Raw genomic sequence first — 24102 nt, 5'->3', positions numbered from 1 at the left:
CATGGCAGAAGCATATGTCGATAAAGTCGCCAACGAACTGGCTGATCTGGCATTGGCGGATCAGGCTGCGTCGGGTGATGTTGGGATCGTAGATGCCATTGGCGAGATTTTAGGCGCCTCATCCCAATCCTTGCAGGAAACCTATTCAACTGCGATCCGTGTCCGCCGGGCCGAGGCGCGCGCGCGCGAAGTGCTCGCGCAGCGGTTGGCAAACGGATACAAGGCAGCGCCCAAACCAAAGGCGGCACCCTTGCAGGGGCTCTCAGATGAAGACAAAGAAGCCGCAGAAGCTGCAATTGCCCAAGATCAGGACGTGACATCGCAGGACCAGACAGACGTCGAAAACGCAAAAGCCGACGCGGGAAAAGAAGACGCCGCACCAAGTGCGATGCCGCGCCGCGTTACACGGTAGTGGCAGACGGAGCGGATACGCAGGCGACCCCATGACAGACCGGATTCATGCGCAGCTCGCCTTTCTGACAGAAGTTGACAAGCTCAAGACTGTTCTGAGGGGCACCACCCTTTGTGACAGTTCGCGGCGCGAAAACTCTGGCGAACATAGCTGGCACATCGCGCTGTACGCGATGGTGATGGCCGAACATGCGGTCAAGCCCGTCGACATCAGCCGGGTCATCAAGATGTTGCTGATCCACGATATTGTGGAAATCGACGCAGGCGACAATCCGATTCACGGCGACCATGACCCGGCCGAAATGGCGGCGATCGAACAGGTTGCAGCCGCGCGCATATTCGGGCTGCTGCCGGATGATCAGGCGCAGGCATTCCGCGCCCTCTGGGATGAATTCGAAGCGGCCGAAACTGACGATGCGGTCTTTGCCAAATCCATCGACCGTGTGCAGCCGGTCGTGTCGAACCTTGAAACCAATGGTGGCACATGGCCCGAATACAACGTGACCGCGGAACAGCTCCAGACGCGCGTGGGCGTCAAGGTCCAGCGTGGGGCACCTGCCATCTGGGATGCGCTCAAACGGCGGATCGATACGTGGTTCGGGCAATAAATAAAGTGACTCTTGACGTTCGCCCCCTATACAAACGCTGTGTGCAGGCGTAAGGCGCAGGGCTTATCCGCCCAGAAAGCCCCTTTATGACGACCATGATCCCCACTCTCTCCGATGCTCTTGCCAAACAAGGCTATACCGATCTGACCCCTGTGCAGATCGCCGTAACCGATGCCGAACTGGAAGGGAAAGACTTGCTTGTCTCCGCCCAGACGGGGTCTGGCAAGACCGTGGGGTTTGGATTGGCCATCGGGCCGACCATTCTGGCCGAGGACGGCACATTCGGCCCCGCCGGGCGGCCACTTGCGCTGGTCATTGCGCCGACGCGCGAACTGGCCTTGCAGGTCAAACGTGAATTGCAGTGGCTTTATGCCGGTGCCGGGGCGACGCTCGCCTCTTGCGTGGGCGGCATGGATTTCCGCGATGAACGCCGCAGCCTTGAACGTGGGGCGCATATTGTCGTGGCCACGCCGGGGCGTCTGCGCGACCACATCATGCGCGGCACGATTGACCTGTCCGACATCAAGGCAGTCGTACTGGATGAAGCGGACGAAATGCTCGACCTTGGGTTTCGTGAAGATCTGGAATTCATTCTGGATCAGGCGCCTGAAACGCGGCGCACGCTGATGTTTTCGGCCACCGTGCCCAAAATGATCGCAACGCTTGCGAAATCCTATCAGCGCGACGCGGTGCGCGTGGCAACTGTCACCAAGGAATCGCAGCATAGTGACATCGAATATCGGGCCTTGTCCGTAGCCAACCACGATATCGACGCGGCAATCATCAACGCACTGCGCTACTATGATGCGCCCAATGCGATTGTGTTTGCCAATACACGCGCAATGGTCACGCGGCTGACCACCCGTCTGGCCAACCGTGGCTTTGCGACGGTCGCCCTGTCCGGCGAACTGAGCCAGACCGAACGCTCTCACGCGCTGCAGGCGATGCGCGACGGACGGGCCAAGGTCTGCGTGGCCACCGATGTCGCCGCACGCGGAATTGATCTGCCGAACCTCGAACTGGTCATTCACGCCGAATTGCCAACCAATGCAGAAACGCTTTTGCACCGGTCAGGCCGCACAGGGCGCGCCGGACGCAAGGGGATTTCCGCGCTGATCGTGCCTGCCAAGATGAAACGACGCGCTGAAAACCTGCTAAAGTGGGGCAAACTGACAGCGACGTGGGCCATGCCGCCGACCGCCGAAGAAGTGACGGCAAAGGACGAAGAGCGACTGCTGACCGATCCGGTCTGGGCAGAAGAGTTCACAGACAGTGAAACAGAATTCGCAAAGCGCCTTCTGGCGGCACATGCCCCCGAAAAAATCGCTGCCGCCTATTTGCGGCTTTATGCAGGCAAGCAATCCGCGCCCGAGCATATCAGCGAATACAAGGAAGGACCGCAAGCCAAGGAACGGACCCCGCGCGAGACGAAGTCATTCGGCCCGTCCAGATGGTTCAGCGTTGACGTGGGCCGCGAAGGCAAGGCAGAGGCGCGGTGGCTCTTGCCGATGATCTGCAAGGCCGGTGGTATTACCAAAAACGAAATCGGCGCGATCCGCATTCAGCCCAATGAAACCTTTGTCGAAATTTCGGAGCCTGCCGTACAAGGATTTCTGAAGTCGGTGGGCAAAGACATGAAGCTTGAAAATCAGGCAACGCTCACTGCGCTTGGCGGCCCCCCACAACTTGGCGAAAAAGGGCCGCGCAAAACCAAGCGCGATTACGACAAACCCAAGGGCGTCCGAAATGACGGACCAAAACCCGAGCGCCATGCGCCGCGTGACCAGTCGCCGCCACCGCCGTCACGGCAAAATGATGAACCTGCGATCAAGCCGATTCCGGGCGCGGCAGACGATAAGTCAGCGCGCAAACCCCGCGCAAAACCGGCCCGCCGCGACCATGGTGATGCGCTGGTGGAAAAGAAAAAGCCCGCATTTAAGGGTAAGAAACCGGGCAAGCAAAACACCTCTGGTTTCAAATCTGACACATCCGGTCACAAAAGCGGTGGCGGAAAACCGGCTGGAAAGCCTGCGGCAAAGCCCGCTGGCAATGCAAAAGATACCTCGAAAAGATTTGTCCCGCCCGGTGGAAAATCCAAGCCCCGCAAGGGTTTAGGTAAAGGTGGCCATGGGGCGCCCCGTCGTGGAAAAAGCTAAAATGCAACCTGCAGGACACAAAATCGTCACATCACAACACCGGGAACCGACATGATGGGTCAGCATAACCCGACTATGATCAAGACGATCGCGGCTGTAGTTTAATAAGCAGTTGTTAATAAGTTGATGTCTCAAGGACGAATTCCATGACTACCCAGACTCAAAACACACCAAAGCCGCAGCAAACGCAGCGGCCAAGCCAGCCTGCACCGGCAATGCAAACCAAGCCCGAAACGCCCATCTTCACCGATTTTGCCAGTATCTGACCGTTTGGTCGGCACTCTGCCAAATCAGGCCATTTGCGCGGCAGCGCTCTAGACACCGGTTTTCCGTCGATCGGATTGCATCTATAGTTCGGCCATGACAGCACTGACAAGCATCCGCAACATCGGCCCCGCGTTTGCGCAGGCACTCAGCGCCGTCGGCATCACAACTGCCGAAAAGCTGTACGAAACAGGCGCCGACGCAGCCTATGTCAAGCTGCTCGAAGCTGGCAGCAAACCCCACTTCATCGGCTATTATGTGCTTCACATGGCGCTGCAAGGCAGGCCGTGGAACGACTGTAAAGGCGACGAAAAGAAAGCCTTGCGCAAGCGCTTCGACGCAATCAAGGCCACGTCATTCGACGATCACCGTTCAGAATTTGAACGAACGCTGGATCATATTGGAGTGGGTCAGCGGATGGAAAAGCGCGAGGACTGAAGCGCCATTCCCGGCGCCTGCAAAAAAGCCGCCCACAGTTATGCGCTGCGGACGGCCCAATTTGAAAGCGCGTTGTCGGGATTTAGCCGACCAGTTCAAGCCCTGAGAAGAAGAAAGCGATCTCTTCTGCGGCTGTGTCCGGTGCGTCCGACCCATGGACAGAGTTTTCACCGATCGACAGCGCAAATTCTTTGCGGATCGTGCCGGGCGCTGCGTCTTCGGGGTTGGTTGCGCCCATGACTTCACGGTTTTTTGCGATGGCGTCTTCGCCCTCAAGAACCTGCACGACGATCGGCTCTGAAATCATGAATTCACAAAGTTCGCCAAAGAAAGGACGCTCGGCGTGGACGCCGTAAAACTGCTGAGCCTGGGCCAGTGTCAACTGAATGCGCTTGGACGCGACGACGCGCAGCCCTGCTTCTTCAAATTTGGCAATGATTGCACCGGTCAGATTGCGCTTGGTTGCGTCCGGTTTGATGATCGAAAATGTGCGTTGGATAGCCATGTGTTAGGGTCTTTCCTGGGAGGGTTATGAATTGGCGGTCCACTAGCACGGCCTATCGGCCATGAAAAGACCCTGCTGACATCATGGCAAACCTGAAAATTTGGCCCCGGTTTTTCGAATTCGCTTTGCCTTTGCCGCGACCGTCTCGCAAGATCACCCAAAGCCGGAGGAAAACCAGATGCACGCCAACCGCATGATTACGGCCGTCGAAGCCCACGCCGAAGGTGAAGGCGGCCGCGTGATTACCGGCGGCATGCCCCATTTGCCCGGCCGCACGGTGCTGGAAAAGATGCAGTATATGCAAGCCCACCACGATGATATCCGCACGATGATGCTACAGGAACCACGCGGCAACCCTGCCCTGTGCTGCAACGCATTGGTGCCGCCGTGCGATCCGTCTGCCGAAGCAGGATTCATCATCATGGAGCAAACCGAATACCCGCCGATGTCTGGCAGCAACACGATCTGCGTAACGACCGTGCTGTTGGAAACAGGCATCGTGCCGATGGTAGAACCCGTCACGACTTTGCGGCTCGAGGCACCCGCGGGCCTGATCGACGTGACCGCCCACTGCAAGAACGGCAAGGTCGAACAGGTGACATTCCTGAATGTGCCCGCTTTTGCGGTGCATATCGGCGTGCCGCTCGTTGTCGCGGGCTTCGGGACTGTCACTGTCGATATCGCCTGGGGCGGCATGTTTTACGTGATTGCAGACGCGGCACAGTTCGGCATTGATCCTGTGGCGGAAAACGGGTCCGCAATCGTGCGCGCCAGTGAGGCCATGCGCGCCGCCGCCGCGCAACAATACCCCGTCAGCCACCCGGACGAACCGACATTGACGGGCCCCACAATTGCGCAGCTGACCGCGCCGCCCAATGACCCGATGACCCATGGCCGGGGTGCAGTCACGGTATCGTCAGGCGAATTTGATCCTGACAGGCCCGGCGCAATCACTGGCGCGCTTGACCGGTCCCCGTGCGGGACAGGGACCTGCGCCAAAATGGCCGTGCTGCACGCGAAGGGTCTTCTTGCGGTTGGCGAGGATTATAAAAACGCGGGTCCCTTGGGGACGGTATTCACTGGCCGGATCACTGGCACGACCAAGGTCGGTCCCTATGATGCCATCATCCCCACATTGTCCGGGCGCGGGTGGATCACCGGTCTGTCGCAATATCTGCGCGACCCCAGCGATCCTTTTCAGTCCGGTTTCACTGTAGGCGATATTTGGGGCTGAGTCCGCGAAATCGCTGGTGATGACAACTCAGAGCAACGCCATCCGCTCTGCCCGCTCAGGGTCAGGGAATGGACGGTAAAGCGTTGTTTCAACTTGCCCCACCATTTGATGAACGGCGGTATAAAGTCGCTCGACCTCTTCATCACCGGTGCCGGTAAAACGGAATGCCTGATCCAACTGGGATAGATCACGCAATTCTATTTCCAACAGAAAATCGCGGCCCAGCGGGGCGCCGAACCCAAGTTTGCGGCGACACAAACGCCAGGACTGAATTTTTCCATTGGCTTTCAGGTAATCCATCCAGGCTGTCACAGCCACCGCGAAGGGCACCGCCTTTGCATCATCCTGCAAATCAAAAGCACAATGGTAAAGATTCATTCCGGTTCCAACATCAACTTCAAGCAAACGATAGCTGAGCCGGGTTACTGAAGGATTACTGCCTTTCACCCCTCATCGGGAACATCAACGACCCGTCAATCGCCTGCCTCTTGATACCAGCGATTGACCCTGCCCCGCGGATCAAGCATAGCCCCCGCATGCTCAAGATATCAGACATCACCTATTCCGTCGAAGGCCGCACGCTGGTCGAACATGCCTCTGTCACGATTCCGACCGGGCACAAGGTTGGCCTTGTGGGGCGCAACGGGTCCGGCAAGACCACATTGTTCCGCGTGATCCGGGGGGAAATGGTGCTTGATACGGGCACCGTGAATATTCCCAAAGGCTGGAAAATCGGCGGTGTCAGTCAGGAAGTGCCCGGCAACGACGTGTCGCTGATCAACACCGTTCTGCGGGCCGATACAGAACGCGAGGCCCTGCTGGCAGAGGCTGAAACAGCCACCGACCCGGACCGGATCGCCGATGTGCAGACACGGCTGGCCGATATCGACGCATGGTCCGCCGAAGCGCGCGCCGCCACGATCCTTAAGGGTCTTGGCTTTACGCATGAAGAACAGCAAATGCCCTGCTCTGCCTTTTCGGGCGGGTGGCGGATGCGGGTGGCGCTTGCCGCCGTTCTGTTCAGCGAACCCGACCTGCTGCTGCTGGACGAGCCGACCAACTACCTCGACCTCGAAGGGGCGCTCTGGCTCGAAGCCTATCTTGTCAAATACCCTCACACCGTGCTGATTGTCAGCCACGACCGGGAATTGCTGAACCGGTCGGTCGGCGGCATCCTGCACCTCGAAAACAAGGGGCTGATCTATTACACAGGGCCTTACGACACTTTTGCCAAACAGCGTGCGGCGAACCGCGCCGTGCAGGCGGCAGCGGCCAAAAAGCAGGACGCACAGCGCGCCCATCTGCAGGCCTTTGTAGACCGCTTCAAAGCCAAGGCCTCCAAGGCCAAGCAGGCGCAATCGCGGGTCAAAATGCTTGAAAAGATGGACACGATCCGGGCACCCGAAGATGCGGCGCGCACGGTTTTCACCTTCCCCGAACCCGAGGAACTGTCGCCGCCCATCATCGCGACCGAAGGGGCTGCCGTAGGATATGGCAACAATATCGTGCTGCATGACCTGAATTTGCGGATTGATCAGGACGACAGGATTGCCTTGCTGGGGCGCAACGGCGAAGGCAAATCGACCCTGTCGAAAATGCTGTCAGACCGCTTGCCCGTCGCGCGCGGCAAGATGGTGACATCCAACAAGCTGCGCATCGGTTTCTTTGCCCAACATCAGGTCGATGAACTGCGTGTCGATGAAACCCCGCTCGACCATCTGTTCCGCGAACGCGCGCACGAGGGTCAAGCCAAGCTGCGCGCGCGGCTGGCCAGTTTCGGGCTGGGCGCTGACCAGGCCGAGACCGAAGTCGGGCGGCTCTCAGGTGGGCAAAAAGCGCGCCTGTCGCTGCTGCTGGCCACGCTGCCTGCACCGCACCTGCTGATCCTTGATGAACCGACCAACCACCTTGATATCGAAAGCCGCGAAGCGTTGGTCGAGGCGCTGACCGCCTACACAGGTGCTGTAATTCTTGTCAGCCACGACATGCATTTGCTGTCGATGGTCGCCGACCGGCTATGGCTGGTCAAAGACGGGCATGTGAAACCCTACGAAGAAGACCTGCAAGCCTATCGCAAGATGCTGCTGACGCCTGACAAGACGAATGAAAAAGAAAAAACCAAGCCAGTCAAAGCCGCCAAGCCAACCCGCGAGGCGCTGCTAGCCCTGCGCAGCGACGTGCGCAAAAATGAAGAGCGCGTCAAGAAAATCAATGACATGCGCGATAAACTTGCCAAGAAACTCGCCGATCCGACGCTTTACGAGGACGGAAAAGCAGGCGAACTGGCCACATGGAACAAGAAATACGCCGAAGTCATGGATGGTCTGGAACGGGCAGAGGCCATGTGGATGGCAGCCCTTGAAAAGCTGGAAAAGGCGGAAAAACAATGACCCGCACCCCAGCTTCTTATGGCCCCAAATATCCCCGCCGGAGGCATCCGACATTCGCAAACAGCCACGTTCATGACTGAAATTCCCGCCCTGATCGCCGCTTTCACGACGATGTTCATCATCATCGACCCGCCGGGACTGGCGCCTGTGTTCATCGCCGTGACCCAAGGGATGACACCGGCGCAACGGCGCACGATTGCTGTCCGGGCCTGTCTGGTATCAATGGGGCTGATGATGCTGTTCCTGACACTGGGCGAGGCCGTGTTGGGCTTTATAGGTATCTCCATGGATGCATTCCGGATCGCGGGTGGCATTCTGCTGTTTTTGACCGCGCTTGAGATGCTGTTCCAGAAACGGCAGGCCCGGCGCGAAGATAACGCTGCCGAAGGACAGGCCGAACATCACGATGATCCATCTGTTTTCCCGCTTGCCTTGCCGATGATCGTGGGGCCCGGTGCGATCACGACAATTATCCTGCTTGCGGGTCAGGCGAATGGCGCGGCAGAGTTTGGCGCAATCGCAGGCGTGCTTCTGGCCGTGCTCCTGATCGTGTTTCTGGCGTTTCTGGCCGCACCGGCGATTGAACGGGCCTTGGGCAAGACAGGGTTGAACATCGTCACCCGTGTTCTGGGCATGTTGCTGGCAGCCCTTGCGATCCAGTTCATTTTGGATGGCCTGCGGGGTTTCGGGATCGGCGGCTAGCGCCTATATATCGATCCATGGAAACTGGTGATCTCATGCGGGTCTTGTACCTCAGCCTGCTTATTGCCGCCATTGGCGGCTCTTTTTTGCTGTCGCAACGCAACAACATCGGCAAAACACTACAGCAGGCAGCGATCTGGGCGCTGATCTTTGTCGGCGTCGTCGGGGCTTACGGGTTGTGGGAGGACATCAGCCGCGACGTGTCGCAACAACAATCGGTGATGATCGACGGGGCAATCGAAGTCCCACGCAGCATGGACGGGCATTATTATCTGACCCTTGAGGTTAACGGCACCCCGGTTGAATTTGTCGTGGATACCGGCGCCAGTCAGGTGGTGCTGACCCAAGAGGACGCCGCACGCGTCGGGCTTTCACCCGAAAACCTGCGCTATCTTGGTATCGCAAGCACAGCCAACGGAGAGGTCCGCACCGCATCCGTGCGACTGGATACGGTCGCACTGGAAGGCATTGTTGACGAAAACGTACCGGCCGTGGTGAACGAAGGGCAGATGTTCGGGTCATTGCTGGGCATGACCTACCTTGATCAATTCAGCCGCATTGAAATCCGAAATGGCAGACTGGTGCTGACACGATGAAAAAAGCTGTGATCCTCTTGGCTATGTTGAGCGCCTGTGCACCCGCACCGGAACTGCCCGAAGATTTCGACCCGACATTCGCCTATTTCATGGCGCAGCCTTAGGTTACTTCTCGGCCTTTTTGGTCCAGCGCCCATCCTCTTGAGCCCAATATTGCGCTGCACAGCCTGCATCAGTCAGCGTTTTCCACTGTCCGCGCGCGGTTTGCAGTGCGGCCCCGTCATGCCCGTCAAACAGAATACAGGTCCGCTCCAAAGCTGTGACCTCATCGGGTGTGACATCTGCACCCGCAACGCTCATTACGCAGGCAAAGCCTGTCGCGGCGACATCGCCCAGCAACACCGGCTGATCGGCGTCATGCGGCCCGCCTGCCTGACCATGAGGCAGAAAACCATCTTCGGGACCTTGCCACAGGATGTCGTCCAACCGCTGCAAAAGGGCCGCATCCTTGCCGCGCACCAGCACGCGCCAGCCCGCCTGCCGTGCCTTGCCCAGCAACATGGGCAGGGTCTGTTCCAGCGGGCTTTCGGTCAGGTGATAGAAATAGGCGGCCCCCATCTAGCCCTCGTATTTGTCAGCAATCAAACGGTTCAGCGCCATGACACCCCAACCGGTCGCCCCGGCGGGGGCATAGGCGGATTCCTTGCTGATGCTGGCCACCCCGGCAATATCCAGATGGCACCATGGCACGTCGTCCTTTACGAACCGCTTGAGAAACTGCGCCGCCGTGATCGAGCCCGCATTGCGGCCCGCGCTATTCTTGATGTCGGCCACCTTTGATTTGATCAGATCATCATATGCCGGTGCCAGCGGCAGACGCCACGCGCCCTCGCCCTCGGTCTTGGCGGCTTTCAGGAAGTCATCGCTCAATTCATCGGAATTTGAAAAGACACCCGCATTTTCATGCCCCAACGACACAATAATCGCGCCCGTCAGTGTGGCCAGATTGATGATCCCTGTGGGCTTGAACCGCTCTTGCGTGTACCACAGCACATCCGCCAGCACGAGGCGCCCCTCCGCATCGGTATTGATGATCTCGACCGTGTCGCCCTTCATGGATTTGATCACATCACCGGGGCGGGTAGCAGAGCCTGACGGCATATTCTCCACCAGCCCGACAAGCCCGACAACATTGGCCTTGGCGTTGCGCAAGGCCAGTGTGCGCATGACACCGGCCACAACCCCGGCGCCTCCCATGTCCATGGTCATGGTTTCCATGCCTGCCGCCTGCTTGAGGCTGATCCCACCTGTGTCGAACACAACACCCTTGCCCACAAGTGCAAACGGGGCTTCCTCTCCGCCACCTTTCCATGACATGACGGCCACCTTGGAGGGGCTGTCGGACCCCTGCCCGACGCTCAGCAAGGTGCGCATGCCAAGCTTTTCAAGATCATCCTCTTCAAGGATTTCGACCTCCAGCCCCAATTCCCGCATCGCAGCAAGCCGCGCTGCAAAATCATCGGTTGTGAGCACATTTGCGGGTTCGTTTGTCAGGTCACGGGTGAAAAACACACCTTCAGCGATTGCGGCCATTGGTGCCGCCGCCTTGGCCACCTCTTCTGGTTTGGACACCATGAAGGTCGCTGATCCGGGTGCTTTCTTTTCGCCGGTTTTGTGCGCATCAAAGCGGTAATTTCGCAGCGCCAGTCCCAGCGCCATTTCTTCGGGGGCGCGGACTGCACCGGCAAGGATTAGCAGATTATCCGTGCCCTGCGCCTTGGCCAGTTGGGTCCCGGCCTTGCGGGCGGCATCCGGCACCCGTTTGCGATCAAGCTTGACCACAAGTATCGCTGACGCGGCGAGCCCTGCGGGATAGGACAGCGCGCGCACATCACCCTGCGCCATCTTTTCGAAACTCTCGCTTTCAACGAACCGGTCCAGCATCTTGCGGGATAATTTGTTGACCCGGCGGGCCCCCATGTCAAACTTGCCGTCCTGTCCCACGACAACCGCGATCTTACCAGTCGCGGTTTCCACCGCATCTAGATCAACATCCTTGAAGTGAATTTCGATTGGTGTCGTCATGGGTTTAGCCCTTTTCAGTCAAACTCTGTTCGGCCATAGGTAGCCCGCAGGTGGCGCAATGACCAGATAGCTGTTCAATCCCATCTCATGATCGGCTAGTTTGGCGAAAAACGCAGCACCCGTTCCAGCAAAGGACCCAAGCTTGGCCCGATTTGACAGATATCTGCTGTCGCAGCTTATGGTGTTGTTTGGGTTTTTCAGCCTCATTCTGGTCTTGATCTATTGGATCAACCGCGCGGTCGTGCTGTTTGATCAGTTGATCGCAGACGGCCAGTCCTTTGCGGTATTTCTGGAATTCACAGCCCTGTCGCTGCCCTCGGTCATCCGGCTGGCGGCCCCGTTAGCAGCCTTTGCCGCCGCCGTTTATGTCACCAATCGTATGACAACGGAATCGGAATTGGTTGTTGTGCAGGCCACTGGCTATTCTTCCTTTCGCCTTGCGCGCCCGGTCTTGTTTTTTGGTCTGATCGTTGTGGTTCTGATGTCGGTGCTTATCCATTTCCTTGTCCCTGTCAGCACCTCGCGCCTGGCCGAGCGCCAGTATGATATCGCACAAAACGCGACCGCGCGGCTGTTTACCGAAGGGCAGTTCATCGAACCTGCCGAGGGGGTCAGCTTTTACATCCGCGAAATCACGGCAGAAAATGAACTGCTCGACATTTTTCTTTCCGACACCCGCGACCCGACCGAGCATGTGATCTACACCGCCAAAAAGGCGTTTTTGATCAGGGATGCAGGCGAAACACAATTGGTGATGATTGACGGGTTGGTGCAAAATCTGACGACAGAAGACCAGCGCCTTGTCGTGACCTCATTCGAAGATTTCGCTTACAATATCGGCACGCTTGTCGGGACAAAGTCCCGTAGTCGGCGCAGGGCGGCAGAGCTGGGCACATGGCAGCTTTTGCGGCCAACGCCGGAAGTGGTGAAAGAGACGCGCAATAGTGCCGCCAGCCTGATCGCGCGTGGACATGACCGTTTCAGCCAATCTTTGCTGGGTGCGGTAGCCGCACTTTTGGGATTTGCGACCCTTCTTGTCGGCAGCCATAGCCGGTTTGGCGTATGGCGGCAGATCGTGGCCGCGATTGTGCTGATTGTTGTTGTCAAAGGCACAGAGTCCATCGGCCTGAATTTGGCCCGAAAGGACGACAGCCTGTGGTTCGCAGCTTACCTTCCGATTGTCACTGGCATTTGCATCATCTGGTGTCTGCTCTTTGCTTCAAGCCGCCCTTATCTGTTCAAACGCCGGATAAAAGAGGCCGACGCGACATGACCCTGCATCGCTACTTTGCCCGGCGTTTTTTGTTCACCTTTCTGGGGATGTTCGCTGTATTCGTACTGATCATGCTACTGGCCGATCTGGTCGAACAGCTGCGCCGCTTTGGCAGGCTTGAGGCGGGATTCATGGATATCCTCACGCTCACGCTGCTCAATGTTCCTCGCGCGGTTTACCGGATTTTGCCCCTGATCATGATCCTGTCGGCAATCGCGCTGTTTCTAAGTCTGGCCAGATCGTCAGAACTCGTGGTCACACGCGCCGCGGGGCGCTCTGCCTTGCGGTCGCTCTTGGCGCCACTTGCTGTTGCCCTGACGATTGGCGTGCTGGCTGTTGCGGTGATGAACCCGATTGTGGCTGGCACCTCGAAACAGTTCGAGGTCCGCGTCGATGATTTGCGCGGCGAATCCTCGACATTGTCCATTGCATCCTCGGGGTTCTGGTTGCGACAAGGAAATCAGGACGGGCAAACGGTGATCCGCGCGCAAAGCACCAATCTGGACGGCACGCGGCTGACAAAGGTGACATTCCTGAGCTTTGACCGCGAGGGCACGCCGGTCCGCCGGATCGAGGCTGAAAAAGCGCAATTGCAGAATAATGCGTGGGGCCTTGAACAGGCCAAGGTCTGGAACCTGCAAAGCCCAAATACGCCAGAGGCAACCGCAACACGCGAGGATACCTTATCGATCCCCTCCAGCCTGACAGCGGACCAGATCAGGGACAGCTTCGGCACGCCCTCATCGATCCCAATCTGGGAGCTTCCGGCCTTTATCGACAGGCTGCAGGCCGCAGGCTTCTCGGCGCGACGCCATCTTGTCTGGTTTCATAGCGAACTGGCGCTGCCTGTCTTTCTGGTGGCGATGGTCATGATCGGTGCGAGCTTTACCCTGCGGCATCAACGTGGCGGGCGCACCGGACTGATGGTGATGTTTGCCATCACCTTGGCATTCCTCATCTATTTCGTACGCAACTTTGCGCAGGTTTTGGGCGAAAACGGCCAGCTTCCTGCCCTTCTTGCGGCATGGGCACCGCCCTTTGCGGCCATAGGGCTGGCGCTTGGTTTTTTGCTGCATAGCGAGGATGGCTGACTTGCGCTGGTTATTGTTCTTGTTCTGTATGTGGCCCTGCTTTGCCGTGGCCCAAGGTGCGGCCACACTTGTTGCTGACAGCGTAGTGCTGACCGAGGACAAGCAACTGGTCGCCAGCGGCAACGTCGAAGTGCTGTATGAGGGCACAAAGCTGACCGCCACGGCAATCACCTATGATCAGCCGTCAGACCGACTGGTTATTGATGGCCCCATTGTGATCAAGGCGGCTGACGGGACCCTGCTGGTCGCGGACAAGGCCGACCTTGATCCGCGCCTGCAAAACGGCATGTTGCTGGGGGCGCGGCTTGTGCTGGATCAGCAATTGCAGCTTGCCGCCAACCAGATTGACCGACGCGAAGGGCGCTTTTCACAGCTTTACAGGACCGCCGCCACGTCCTGTCAGGTCTGCGGCGAAGGCCCGCCCCTTTGGGATATCCGCGCCGAACGTGTCGTGCATGACGCCGAAGAAAAGCAGCTTTACTTCGACAATGCTATCGTCAGGATCAAGGGGTTACCGGTTTTCTGGCTGCCCCGCATGCGCCTTCCTGACCCTACGCTTGACCGGGCGAATGGTTTCCTGATCCCAAGTCAGGAAACGAACACCCAACTGGGGGTCGGCATACGTCTGCCGTATTTCGTGACACTGGGGGATTCGCGCGATGTGACCCTGACCCCCTATTTGTCTGAAAAAACCCGCACGTTGGAACTGATCTACCGCCAAGCCTTCACAAACGGAAACCTGCGCCTGCAAGGCGCGGCGAGCAGAGACACGCTGGAAGAAGGTTTGCGGACCTATCTGTTTGCGAACGGGAATTTCAACTTGCCGCAGGATGTCGCGCTGCGCTTCGACATCGAGACTGTGTCTGACCCTTCATACTTGTCTGACTATAATTATTCATCGAAAGACCGAATCGATAGCGCTGTCAGTATCATCAGGGTCAAGCAAAACAGCCTGTTACAGGCCAATCTGACCTACTATCAAACGCTGCGCGACGACGAAACCAACAGCACGCTGCCTCCGATTGTGGCCGAGTTGGGATATGAACAGCGGCTGCGCCCCGCCATTGGCGGCATAACCCATGTCGAGGCAGGGCTGGACCTGTCCTACCGGTTCAGTGATCTCGACGGCGTGCGGGGGCGCGATGTTGTGCGGGCAGGCGTCGCGAGCGGCTGGGAAAATAGTTGGGTCCTGCCCGGTGGCATTCTGGCAAGCGCACAAACAGGAGCGCGCCTCGATGCCTACTGGGTCGCGGATGATGCGGCCTTCTCTGATGAACGACTGCGTGTTGTCCCGAACGCGGCTGTTGCCTTGCGCTGGCCGTGGGCCATGACAACAGCCACAGGTGTCACACATGTCATAGAACCTGTGGTGCAGGCGGCTGCATCAACGGCACTTGGTGGCACCCCCCCGAACGAAGACAGCACCCGCAACGAATTTGACAGTGGCAATTTGCTGGCGCTTTCGCGGTTTGCGGGGGATGATGCCGTTGAAACCGGCACGCAGGCCGCATATGGCGTGTCATGGACCCGCTATGGCAACGAAGGCGCCAGCAGCAGGCTGGCCTTTGGACGGGTGGTCAGGGACAGTTCCGAGACTGATTTTACGCCCTCTTCTGGCTTGAGTGGCAGCTTTTCAGACTGGCTGATTGCAGGACAGATACGCACGCCCGACGGTTTTTCCTTTGATGCCTATGCACTGCTTGATGACACAGGGGAGGCAACCCGCGCAGCCAGCCTGATCGGGTGGGAAAGCCGCGACCTCTCGCTGGCGACGGCCTATATCTGGCAGGCCGCCGATCCAATCGAAGAACGCGAGGAAACACTGTCGGAATGGACCGTGGATGCAGGCGCCAAAATAACACAGGCCTGGTCGCTGACTGCAGATGGGCGCTACAACGTCGCTCAGGATCGCCCCGTCAGCGCGGCGCTCGGGCTGAGGTGGCGCAACGAATGCGTGACCATCGACGTTTCCGCCTCGCGCCGCTATTCCTCTTCGACTAACGTAGAACCAACAACAACATACGGCATCAGTGGATCCCTGACTGGATTCTCTGTCGGACGATCACAAAGTGGCCCGGCCGCCCCTTGCAGGAACTAAAAGCACGATGAGGACCCAATGCGCGCACGACTGACATTCGCAGCTTTTCTGGCATTCATACTGAGCCTGACCAGCCTTGGCGGTGCGCAGGCCCAAGGCCAGTTCGCACCGGTTATTACGGTCAACGACAGGGTCATTACCCAGTTTGAACTATCGCAGCGCATCTTGCTGTTGGAACTGTTCCGTACGCCGGGTGATCTGAACAGGCAGGCGCGCGAGGGCCTGATCGAGGATCGCCTGAAACAACAGGAGATGGACAGGGTCGGCCTGTCGCTGACCGATGAGGCCCTGAACACGGCGCTCGAAGAATTCGCAGGCCGGGCCAATCAGGATCTGGACAGCTTCAACCGTTTCTTGCAGCAAAATGGTATCGCACCGGAAACCCTGCGCGATTTTGTCAAAGTGGGCGTGTCGTGGCGTGACTATATCCGGACCCGTTTTGGACGGCAGGTCACGATCACCGACAATGATATCGAACGCGCCATCGCCCAAAGGGGCAATCGGCCCACGGCCATCAAAGTGCTTTTGTCTGAAATTATCATTCCCGCCCCGCCAGACCGTGCCCGGGAAGCGCAGGCAACGGCGGAACGGATTTCGCGCCTGCGCTCATTCGCAAGCTTTGAGGCCGCTGCGCGCGAAGTCTCTGCACTGCCGTCACGCGATCAGGGCGGGCGGCTGGGATGGCTTCCGATCACAAACTATCCGCCTCAACTGCGCCAGCTTTTGCTGGACTTGCGCCCCGGTGAAGTGACCGAGCCGATCACGATCACCAACGGCGTCGCCCTGTTCCAGATGCGCGGCATCCGCGAAGTGGCACAGTCTGTCAGCCCGCCCGTCAGCATCGACTATGCCGCCTATTACATCGCCGGTGGCCAAAGTGCCGCTGCCCTGCAAACCGCGCAGGAGGTCGCAAACCGCGCAGACACCTGCGATGATCTATATGGGATCGCAAGAAACCAGCCAGCCGAGGTGCTGGACAGGTCCGACGTGCCGCCTGCCGATATTCCCGGCGATGTCGCACTGGAACTTGCCCGGCTTGACCCGGGCGAAATCTCGACCAATCTGACCCGCGACAATGGCAACACGCTTGTCTTGCTGATGCTGTGCAGCCGGACTGCTGCGGGACAGGCAGGCGCTGACCCTGATGCCGTACGCAACCAGATCAGAAGCCAGCGACTGGGCGGTTTTGCAGACGCGCTGCTGTCTGATCTGCGCGCAGCGGCGGTCATTGAAACCCGATGAAGCCAATCGCGGTCAGTTGTGGTGAACCCGCAGGTATCGGCCCTGAAATCGCCGTTGCCGCTTGGGCCGCATTAGGCAATGCACTGCCACTTTTGTGGATCGGCGATCCGGGGCACCTGCCCGCAGGCACCGATATTGCGATCACGCAGGACCCATCCAACTGGATAGCCGGCAAATTCAACGTGCTCGCCCGTGATTTTGGCCCCCCTGCAATTGCAGGTACGCCAAACCCTGCCCATGCCCAAGGGGTCATTGATGCGATTGCAACCGCCGTGTCGCTGACGTCTCAAGGGACGACTGCGGCGCTTTGCACCGCGCCTATTCACAAGGCCGCCTTGGCAGATGGGGCGGGCTTTGCCTTTCCGGGTCATACCGAATATCTGGCGCATCTGGCAGGAGCGGAGCAGGTTGTCATGATGCTGGCCTGTCCTGCGTTGCGGGTTGTTCCCGCGACAATCCATATTCCGCTGTCCGCCGTCCCACAGGCGCTGACCCCTGCGTTACTGCGGCAGACGGTGGACATCACCCACAAGGCGCTTATCAAGGATTTTGGCATTGTGGCCCCGCGCATTGCGGTTGCGGGCCTGAACCCGCATGCGGGCGAGGATGGCAAGATCGGGACTGAAGAGCAGGCCTGGATCAACGACACCATTGCCGCTCTGCGACAGACCGGAATGGATATCAACGGCCCGATGTCGGCGGATACGATGTTTCATGCTGCTGCCCGTGCCACATATGACGCCGCTATTTGCATGTATCATGATCAGGCCCTGATCCCGATCAAGACCATTGATTTTGCAGGTGGTGTGAATGTCACGCTGGGGCTGCCATTCATTCGCACATCCCCTGACCACGGCACCGCCTTTGATATCGCAGGCCAGGGCAAAGCGGATCCGACGTCGATGATCGCCGCCTTGCGAATGGCGGCCGAAATGGCGCAGGTGCGGCATGGCTGATAGGTTTGGAGCCTCCGGCGGGGATATTTTTGGCCATAAGAAAACATGAGCAGCATTGATGATCTTCCCCCCCTGCGCGAGGTCATTGCCACGCATGGGCTGGCAGCGAAAAAATCGCTGGGCCAGAACTTTCTTCTTGATCTCAACCTGACAGCCAAGATTGCCCGGCTTGCGGGGGATCTGACCGCTGCCGATGTGCTTGAGATCGGCCCCGGCCCCGGCGGGCTGACCCGCGGGTTGCTGGCCGAAGGTGCGCGCAAAGTACGGGCGATCGAGAAAGACCCGCGCTGCATGCCCGCGCTGGCAGAGATTGCCGACGCCTATCCCGGTCGCTTGCAGGCCATTCAGGGCGATGCGTTGGATGTGGACCCGCTGGCCTATTTGCAACCACCCATCAAAGTGGCGGCGAACCTGCCCTACAACGTGGGTACCGAATTACTGGTCCGCTGGCTGACACCGCCTATGTGGCCGCCGTTTTGGCAAAGCCTGACGCTGATGTTCCAACGCGAGGTTGCCCAACGCATCGTGGCCACCCCTGGCAGCAAAGCCTACGGACGGTTGGCCCTGTTGGCGCAATGGCGTACCGATGCGCAGATCGTTATGGAACTGCCGCCCGAAGCCTTTAGCCCGCCACCTAAGGTCAATTCGGCTGTGGTGCATCTGACGGCCCTGCCCGCGCCACGATTTGCAGCCGACGCTGCCGTCTTGAACCGGGTTGTCGCTGCAGCCTTCAACCAACGGCGCAAGATGTTGCGGTCAGCCTTGAAATCGGTAAGTCCAGATATCGAACAGCACCTGATGGAGGCGGGGATCAAACCAACGGAACGCGCAGAGCAGGTTGGTTTGGAAGCGTTTTGCGCACTCGCCCGCAGCTTGGAACAGGACAGCTAGACCCCCACGGAAACAGGAAGGCGCGTGCGTTATTCCGCTGCTTCGGGTGCGTCGGGCGTGGATTGTGGGGAAGCGTCGCCATCACTGGCCGCCTTGCGCGGTTTGCGCGGCGCCCGTGGTTTGCGCGGGCGTTTTGGCTTTTCTTCCGGCGTTTCAACCAGACCGCTGTCTTCGCGGTCAGCCTCTGAGGTTTCAATAACCGGCTGTTCCATCTTGGACGGGTCAACTGGCGCATCGGGCTGGGCAGCCTGGGCCGCTTCCTGTGCTTTTAACCGTTCGTTGCGCTCGCGGTCCCGCTCTGCCTGACGCTCGCGGTTCTGGGCTTCCTGTTCTTCGCGGCGTGCATCAACTTCGCGTTGGGCTTCGGCCAAAAGACGGGTGTAATGTTCGGCATGTTGCGCAAAATTTTCCGCGTCAACACGATCGCCCGACAATACCGCATCGCGATGAAGCTGGTTATATTTTTCGATGATCTGTTGCGGTGTTCCGCGCACTTTGCCATCCGGGCCAGAGCTGTCAAACACCCGGTTGATGATGTTACCGCCCGAGGGCCGGTTATTGCGGTTCTTATTCCGCGACCGTGACTTCGATGATCTCATTGATGTGCTTTCAAGCCTTTGGCTGTCGTTGCGCTAGCTTCTGTCGCGCTCGCTTGCGCGTCTTTATTATGGAGCCTTGCGATGTTTTGGCGACTGATCGGGGAAAGGACTTCAAAAACCCTCTCACCATCCGATGCATCTAAATAGGCATGTGAGGGGGTTCATGACAAGTCCAAATTAGGAAAAATGCGCTATTTCGGGGTTTTTGCGCTATTGGTGGACAGGTTTTGCGGCATTTTTCCACTCACAACTCTGTCGCGCCCATCAAGGTCCGGAAGGACATCCACGGCAACCAGACCGGCTGCTTCCATCATGTCGCGGACCGGCTCTGCCTGCGTTGGCCCGATCTCGACAATCAGGCGTCCGCCGGGGCTCAAATGGGCGGGTGCACCTGCAATCAGGGTGCGATATGCAGTGAGCCCGTCCGCCCCGTCGGTCAGCGCCATGGGCGGTTCGTACAGCCGCACCTCGTCTTGCAGCCCCTCCATTTCTGTGGCGGCGATATAGGGGGGATTGCTGACAATCAGGTCGAAGCGACCAATTATGCCTGCAAGCCAGTCAGCACGCTGAAACTGCACCCTGTTGGCCACACTATGGGTCTGCGCGTTTTGCTCTGCGACTTGCAAGGCCTGCTCAGACAGGTCCGTGGCATACCCGTGGGCCCCAGGGCGCTCGGCCAAGAGCGTGACGATGATCGCCCCGCTGCCGGTTCCAAGATCAAGGACCCTGTCAAAGGGCTGACCCAAAGCCGCCATAACCAATTCTTCGGTTTCGGGGCGCGGGTCCAGCACGCGACGATCAACAAAGAACTCACGGCCAAAAAAGTTGCGGCGCCCTAGAATGTGACTGACCGGTTCACCCTTGATGCGCCGGTCAACCAGGCCAAGTGCGGCCTGTAATACCTCATTGGGCAGATCGTCGCCGCCCAGCAAGGTCAGCCTTTGCGACGGCACCCCCATCGCATGCGCCAGAAGCATGCGCGCCTCGCGCGGCCTGTCAGGGACAGGGCCGCCTGACCTGGCAGCCGCGTTCAGACGATTGATAAGGGTAGTGATTGCCTGCTGAACCGTCGTCACGCGCCCATCTCGGCCAGCAGGGTTGCCTGAGCGTCGGCCTGCAAGGCACTGATCACCTCATCCAGATCGCCCTGCATCACCTGCCCCAGCGAATAAAGCGTCAGGTTGATCCGGTGATCGGTCATCCGCCCTTGCGGGAAATTATATGTCCTGATCCGTTCGGACCTGTCGCCGGACCCCACCTGGCTTTTGCGATCGGCAGAGCGTTCGCTGTCAACCCGTTGACGCTCCAGATCAAACAGCCGGGTTTTCAAGACCTGCATGGCAATTTCACGGTTACGATGTTGGGATTTTTCAGAGCTGACAACTATGATTCCCGTGGGTTCATGCAGGATGCGCACGGCTGAGTCAGTTGTGTTGACGTGCTGGCCGCCGGACCCGGATGCGCGCATCGTATCAATACGAATATCGGCGGGGTTAATCTCTATATCCACGTCCTCGGCCTCTGGCAGGACAGCGACTGTCGCGGCAGAGGTATGGATGCGCCCACCGCTTTCGGTTTCAGGCACGCGCTGGACCCGGTGCACGCCGCTTTCGTATTTCATCTTGGCAAAAACGCCATCGCCTGCGATGCGGGCAACCACTTCCTTGATGCCGCCAAGCTCTGTCAGGCTCTGCTCCAGTATCTCGAAACGCCAGCCCTGCCGTTCGGCATAGCGCTGGTACATCCGCAAAAGATCCGCGGCAAAAAGTGACGCCTCATCGCCCCCTGTGCCGGGTCGAATTTCAAGCAAGGCAGGGCGCGCGTCGGCGGCATCTTTGGGCAAGAGGGCCAGCTGCACTTCCTCTTCTGAGGCCGCAAGTGCGGCGCGCAATTCCGGCAATTCAGCTTCTGCCAACTCTTTCATCTCGGGATCGGACAACATCGCCTCTGCGTCGGCGATCTGGCTGAGCAGGTCCTTGTAAGCGGTCACGGTTTCGACCACCGGACGCAATTCCGAATATTCGCGGCCCAGTGCACCGATGTCATTGCCCGCGCTGCCATCTGCCATCTTTGCCTCAAGAAACTGGAAGCGGTCGATGATCTGTTCAATCTTGTCTGCTGCAATCATGGCATAGGAAGTGGCCGATCAGGGGGCCACGGTCAAGAGCCCAAGCTCAGCAAGCCAGCGGTTGACGCGTTCCTTGTTGACCCCAAGATCGGATTTTCCATAGCGGGCACGGGCGCTGATCTGCAACAGGGGGGTCTGCCCGTCTTCAGCCATCACGATCTGCACTGTGGTATAGTCAGGAAAGCCGAATATCCGCGAGCGGGTGACATAGGTTATCTGGCGTTCCTCGACGCTGCCAGCAAGCCAGCGGGTGCGCGGTGTCGATTTGGCAATGTCGTCAAGCACCTCAAGTAATCGCTGTGGTGTCGTCGTAATCTCGCGCGTGACCGAATAACCCTTTGATGCAGGGTAGTCGCCGGGCACGTTGGCCGGAAAGGTCGCATGCACACTTTCTGCCGTGACCGGAATCACGCGCGGCAGAATGAGCGCCGCGGCCAACAAGACGATCACACCCAAAAGAAACCAGCGCATAGCAAACCTGCCCCATTTAAAAACTACTTTGCGCCCTCATAAGGTCATCTCCGAAAGGCCGCCAGCCTTAACGGTAGGGAACCCCGGGCAAAATCGACAACATTTCAAATATAAGGTTGGCACCGGTTAAGGCCGTGTTACCAGACGGGTCGTAGGGCGGCGACACTTCGACCAGATCGCAGCCAACGATGTTCAGTCCACGCAACCCCCGGATCAGCTCCATCGCTTGCGGCGTTGTCAGCCCGCCAATCTCTGGCGTGCCAGTGCCGGGCGCAAAGGCCGGGTCAAGACTGTCGATATCGTAGGTGATATAGCACGGCTGATCACCGATTTTCGCCTTGATCTCCTGCGCCAGTGGCGTCAGCGATTTATGCCACAGATCAGGCGCAAGGAACTGGTTGAAACCCCAAGCAGCGGCTTCCGCAAAGTCATCGGCCGTATATCCGGTGCCACGAAGCCCAATCTGAAACACTTTGTCGGGCGTGATGATTCCTTCCTCATAGGCGCGCCTGAACACAGTGCCATGGGTTTCGCGTTCACCGAACATCTCGTCATTCACATCTGCATGGGCATCGACATGAACAAGTGCCACCGGCCCATGCTTGGCCGCCACTGCGCGCAACACGGGCAAAGTCAGCGTATGATCCCCGCCAAGGGTCATCGGTATAAAGTCATGCCGCAAGTGCGCGGCGTAAGCCTCTGTAATAATGCGGATACTATCGCTTAAGCTAAAGGTATTGATCGCAATATCGCCCAGATCGGCGCATTGCAGGGCATCAAACGGGGCGGCGCCTGTCTGAATGTTATAGGGTCTGATCATGGCGGACTGTTCGCGCAGCTGTTTGGGGCCCATGCGGGTGCCCGACCGCCACGATGTCCCGATATCCATAGGAATGCCGATAAAGCCGACATCCAACCCGTCTGCCGTCTCCACTTGCGGCAGGCGCATAAAACTCTGCGGCCCCGAAAACCGGGCCAGATCATTGCCGCTGATGGGCATATTGGGCATCATTTTTTCCTTTTGTTCCAAAGGGCCAGACAACAAAGCTCCATCGCGATATGCGCGCCCGCAACGGCCGTGGCGCCGGTCGTGTCATAGGGGGGCGAAACCTCGACGATATCGCCGCCGACCATGTTGATATCGGCCATATCACGCAGCATTGCAGCGGCCTGCCAACTGGCCAGACCGCCCCAGACTGGCGTGCCCGTGCCGGGCGCAAAGGCTGGATCAAGCGCGTCAATATCAAAGGTCACGTAAGTCGGGCAATCGCCGACACGGTCTCTGATCCGGGCCGCGACCCATGCAGGGCCCCTTTCATGACAGGTCCGTGCGTCAATGTAAGGCATCCCCAGATAATCGGCACAGTCCGTCCTGATCCCGACCTGCAAAGAATGGTCCACATCCACCAGCCCCAGCTTGACCGCCTTGTACATCATGGTGCCGTGGTCAATGCGGTCCATATCATCATCGGGCCAAAGGTCGGAATGGGCATCAAACTGCACAACGGCCATCGGTCCGAATTTCTCGGCATAAGCCCGCAAGATCGGGAGCGTGATAAAGTGATCCCCGCCCAATGTCACCGCGCGGCACCCTCGGGCCAATATGCCCGCGATATGGGCCTGCACCAGTGCGGGAACAGATCGCACATCAGCATAATCAAACGCTACGTCGCCATAGTCCGCGATGGCATATTCACCCAAAGGATCAAACCCGTCCCACCCATAAGGCGGGTCATAGGTCTGCAAGCTGGAGGCTTCGCGAATTGCACGCGGGCCAAAACGGGTGCCAGGGCGATGGGTAACGGCCTGATCGAATGGCACCCCGGTCACAGCCAGATCAAAGCCTGTCAAATCCTTGCTATAGGTCCGGCGCAAAAATGAAGTGGCACCACCAAAGGCATTCTCGAATGACAGCCCCCGCCGCCCCTCACGCGTAAATGCACCATCCACATCTTCGCGGGCCTTCTTCAATGACATAACCGTCCCCTGACTTTCTTCGTCCAATCAAACTTTCGCCGAAGGCA

Annotated in this window: 25 protein-coding genes; 15 read left to right on the top strand and 10 right to left on the bottom strand. The window is 58.6% G+C overall.

Annotated elements, in window-relative coordinates:
* The first annotated feature begins 1 nt into the window (after nt 1).
* The 4 genes from C8N45_RS23725 (at nt 2) to C8N45_RS15725 (ending at nt 3877) form a co-directional block, all read left to right on the top strand.
* A complete protein-coding gene (locus tag C8N45_RS23725; protein WP_245882696.1) occupies nt 2–412 on the top strand; it encodes a hypothetical protein in 411 nt (136 codons plus the stop codon).
* Between the two features lie 31 nt (nt 413–443).
* Nucleotides 444–1019, top strand: a complete 576-nt coding sequence (locus C8N45_RS15735; RefSeq protein ID WP_108387213.1) for an HD domain-containing protein — start codon at nt 444–446, stop codon at nt 1017–1019.
* 86 nt (nt 1020–1105) lie between these two features.
* A complete protein-coding gene (locus C8N45_RS15730) occupies nt 1106–3175 on the top strand; it encodes a DEAD/DEAH box helicase (protein ID WP_108387212.1) in 2070 nt (689 codons plus the stop codon).
* Nucleotides 3176–3535: 360 nt separating this feature from the next.
* Entirely contained in the window at nt 3536–3877 is a 342-nt protein-coding gene (locus tag C8N45_RS15725) for a TfoX/Sxy family protein (protein WP_108387211.1), read from the top strand.
* Between the two features lie 82 nt (nt 3878–3959).
* On the opposite strand, the gene ndk is transcribed toward C8N45_RS15725, so the two are convergent.
* On the bottom strand, nt 3960–4382 hold the full coding sequence (ndk, locus tag C8N45_RS15720) for a nucleoside-diphosphate kinase (RefSeq protein ID WP_108387210.1): 423 nt from the start codon (nt 4380–4382) through the stop codon (nt 3960–3962).
* A gap of 178 nt (nt 4383–4560) precedes the next feature.
* Between ndk and C8N45_RS15715 the strand changes: the two genes are divergently transcribed.
* Complete coding sequence (locus C8N45_RS15715; protein WP_108387286.1) at nt 4561–5616, top strand: proline racemase family protein; 1056 nt, start codon at nt 4561–4563, stop codon at nt 5614–5616.
* Nucleotides 5617–5643: 27 nt separating this feature from the next.
* Here the strand turns inward: C8N45_RS15715 and C8N45_RS15710 are convergent, their stop codons facing one another.
* The gene (locus C8N45_RS15710; RefSeq protein WP_108387209.1) at nt 5644–5994 is read right to left on the bottom strand and encodes a DUF6614 family protein; all 351 of its coding nucleotides are present in this window, start codon (nt 5992–5994) and stop codon (nt 5644–5646) included.
* A gap of 158 nt (nt 5995–6152) precedes the next feature.
* On the opposite strand from C8N45_RS15710, the gene C8N45_RS15705 reads away from it, so the two are divergent.
* The 4 genes from C8N45_RS15705 to C8N45_RS15690 all read left to right on the top strand — a co-directional run bounded on the left by C8N45_RS15705 (nt 6153) and on the right by C8N45_RS15690 (nt 9408).
* The gene (locus C8N45_RS15705) at nt 6153–8006 is read left to right on the top strand and encodes an ABC-F family ATP-binding cassette domain-containing protein (RefSeq protein WP_108387208.1); all 1854 of its coding nucleotides are present in this window, start codon (nt 6153–6155) and stop codon (nt 8004–8006) included.
* A 72-nt stretch (nt 8007–8078) separates the two neighbouring features.
* On the top strand, nt 8079–8708 hold the full coding sequence (locus tag C8N45_RS15700; protein ID WP_108387285.1) for a MarC family protein: 630 nt from the start codon (nt 8079–8081) through the stop codon (nt 8706–8708).
* 17 nt (nt 8709–8725) lie between these two features.
* Nucleotides 8726–9304: a retropepsin-like aspartic protease family protein gene (locus tag C8N45_RS15695; RefSeq protein ID WP_108387207.1), complete on the top strand. Its 579-nt coding sequence runs from the start codon at nt 8726–8728 to the stop codon at nt 9302–9304.
* The gene (locus C8N45_RS15690; RefSeq protein WP_108387206.1) at nt 9301–9408 is read left to right on the top strand and encodes a DNA polymerase III subunit chi; all 108 of its coding nucleotides are present in this window, start codon (nt 9301–9303) and stop codon (nt 9406–9408) included. Before C8N45_RS15695 ends, C8N45_RS15690 begins: the two co-directional genes overlap by 4 nt.
* A 1-nt stretch (nt 9409) precedes the next feature.
* Here the strand turns inward: C8N45_RS15690 and C8N45_RS15685 are convergent, their stop codons facing one another.
* Both C8N45_RS15685 and C8N45_RS15680 read right to left on the bottom strand, forming a co-directional pair.
* On the bottom strand, nt 9410–9862 hold the full coding sequence (locus C8N45_RS15685; protein WP_108387205.1) for a DNA polymerase III subunit chi: 453 nt from the start codon (nt 9860–9862) through the stop codon (nt 9410–9412).
* A complete protein-coding gene (locus tag C8N45_RS15680) occupies nt 9863–11329 on the bottom strand; it encodes a leucyl aminopeptidase (RefSeq protein WP_108387204.1) in 1467 nt (488 codons plus the stop codon).
* Nucleotides 11330–11471: 142 nt separating this feature from the next.
* On the opposite strand from C8N45_RS15680, the gene lptF reads away from it, so the two are divergent.
* Genes lptF through rsmA form a run of 6 tightly spaced genes read left to right on the top strand, consistent with a single transcriptional unit; the run spans nt 11472 to nt 18880 of the window.
* A complete protein-coding gene (gene lptF, locus C8N45_RS15675; protein ID WP_245882695.1) occupies nt 11472–12602 on the top strand; it encodes an LPS export ABC transporter permease LptF in 1131 nt (376 codons plus the stop codon).
* On the top strand, nt 12599–13693 hold the full coding sequence (gene lptG / locus C8N45_RS15670; RefSeq protein WP_108387203.1) for an LPS export ABC transporter permease LptG: 1095 nt from the start codon (nt 12599–12601) through the stop codon (nt 13691–13693). The genes lptF and lptG overlap by 4 nt, the downstream gene beginning before the upstream one ends.
* A gap of 1 nt (nt 13694) precedes the next feature.
* On the top strand, nt 13695–15791 hold the full coding sequence (locus tag C8N45_RS15665; RefSeq protein WP_108387283.1) for an LPS-assembly protein LptD: 2097 nt from the start codon (nt 13695–13697) through the stop codon (nt 15789–15791).
* 18 nt (nt 15792–15809) lie between these two features.
* Entirely contained in the window at nt 15810–17033 is a 1224-nt protein-coding gene (locus tag C8N45_RS15660; protein ID WP_108387202.1) for a peptidylprolyl isomerase, read from the top strand.
* Nucleotides 17030–17989, top strand: coding sequence for a 4-hydroxythreonine-4-phosphate dehydrogenase PdxA (gene pdxA / locus C8N45_RS15655; protein ID WP_108387201.1), 960 nt, complete (start codon nt 17030–17032; stop codon nt 17987–17989). Before C8N45_RS15660 ends, pdxA begins: the two co-directional genes overlap by 4 nt.
* A 45-nt stretch (nt 17990–18034) precedes the next feature.
* Nucleotides 18035–18880, top strand: coding sequence for a 16S rRNA (adenine(1518)-N(6)/adenine(1519)-N(6))-dimethyltransferase RsmA (gene rsmA / locus C8N45_RS15650; protein ID WP_108387200.1), 846 nt, complete (start codon nt 18035–18037; stop codon nt 18878–18880).
* Nucleotides 18881–18909: 29 nt separating this feature from the next.
* On the opposite strand, the gene C8N45_RS15645 is transcribed toward rsmA, so the two are convergent.
* The 6 genes from C8N45_RS15645 to speB (C8N45_RS15620) all read right to left on the bottom strand — a co-directional run bounded on the left by C8N45_RS15645 (nt 18910) and on the right by speB (C8N45_RS15620) (nt 24055).
* Nucleotides 18910–19479 carry a DUF4167 domain-containing protein gene (locus C8N45_RS15645; RefSeq protein ID WP_108387199.1) on the bottom strand — a complete coding sequence of 190 codons (570 nt, stop codon included), beginning with the start codon at nt 19477–19479 and terminating at the stop codon, nt 18910–18912.
* A 191-nt stretch (nt 19480–19670) separates the two neighbouring features.
* Entirely contained in the window at nt 19671–20555 is an 885-nt protein-coding gene (gene prmC, locus C8N45_RS15640; protein WP_245882693.1) for a peptide chain release factor N(5)-glutamine methyltransferase, read from the bottom strand.
* The gene (prfA, locus tag C8N45_RS15635) at nt 20552–21607 is read right to left on the bottom strand and encodes a peptide chain release factor 1 (RefSeq protein WP_108387198.1); all 1056 of its coding nucleotides are present in this window, start codon (nt 21605–21607) and stop codon (nt 20552–20554) included. The genes prmC and prfA overlap by 4 nt, the downstream gene beginning before the upstream one ends.
* An 18-nt stretch (nt 21608–21625) precedes the next feature.
* Complete coding sequence (locus tag C8N45_RS15630; RefSeq protein WP_108387197.1) at nt 21626–22078, bottom strand: DUF1499 domain-containing protein; 453 nt, start codon at nt 22076–22078, stop codon at nt 21626–21628.
* A 67-nt stretch (nt 22079–22145) separates the two neighbouring features.
* Nucleotides 22146–23087 (bottom strand): agmatinase, encoded by a 942-nt coding sequence (gene speB, locus C8N45_RS15625; RefSeq protein WP_108387281.1) that lies wholly within the window; start codon nt 23085–23087, stop codon nt 22146–22148.
* Nucleotides 23087–24055 (bottom strand): agmatinase, encoded by a 969-nt coding sequence (speB, locus tag C8N45_RS15620; RefSeq protein WP_108387196.1) that lies wholly within the window; start codon nt 24053–24055, stop codon nt 23087–23089. The genes speB (C8N45_RS15625) and speB (C8N45_RS15620) overlap by 1 nt, the downstream gene beginning before the upstream one ends.
* Between the last annotated feature and the right edge of the window lie 47 nt (nt 24056–24102).

The sequence above is a fragment of the Yoonia sediminilitoris genome, assembly GCF_003058085.1.
In the GTDB taxonomy this organism is placed as follows: Bacteria; Pseudomonadota; Alphaproteobacteria; order Rhodobacterales; family Rhodobacteraceae; genus Yoonia; species Yoonia sediminilitoris.
The sequence above is the reverse complement of the archived record's forward strand: the minus strand, read 5'-3'. Positions and strand labels throughout refer to the sequence as shown.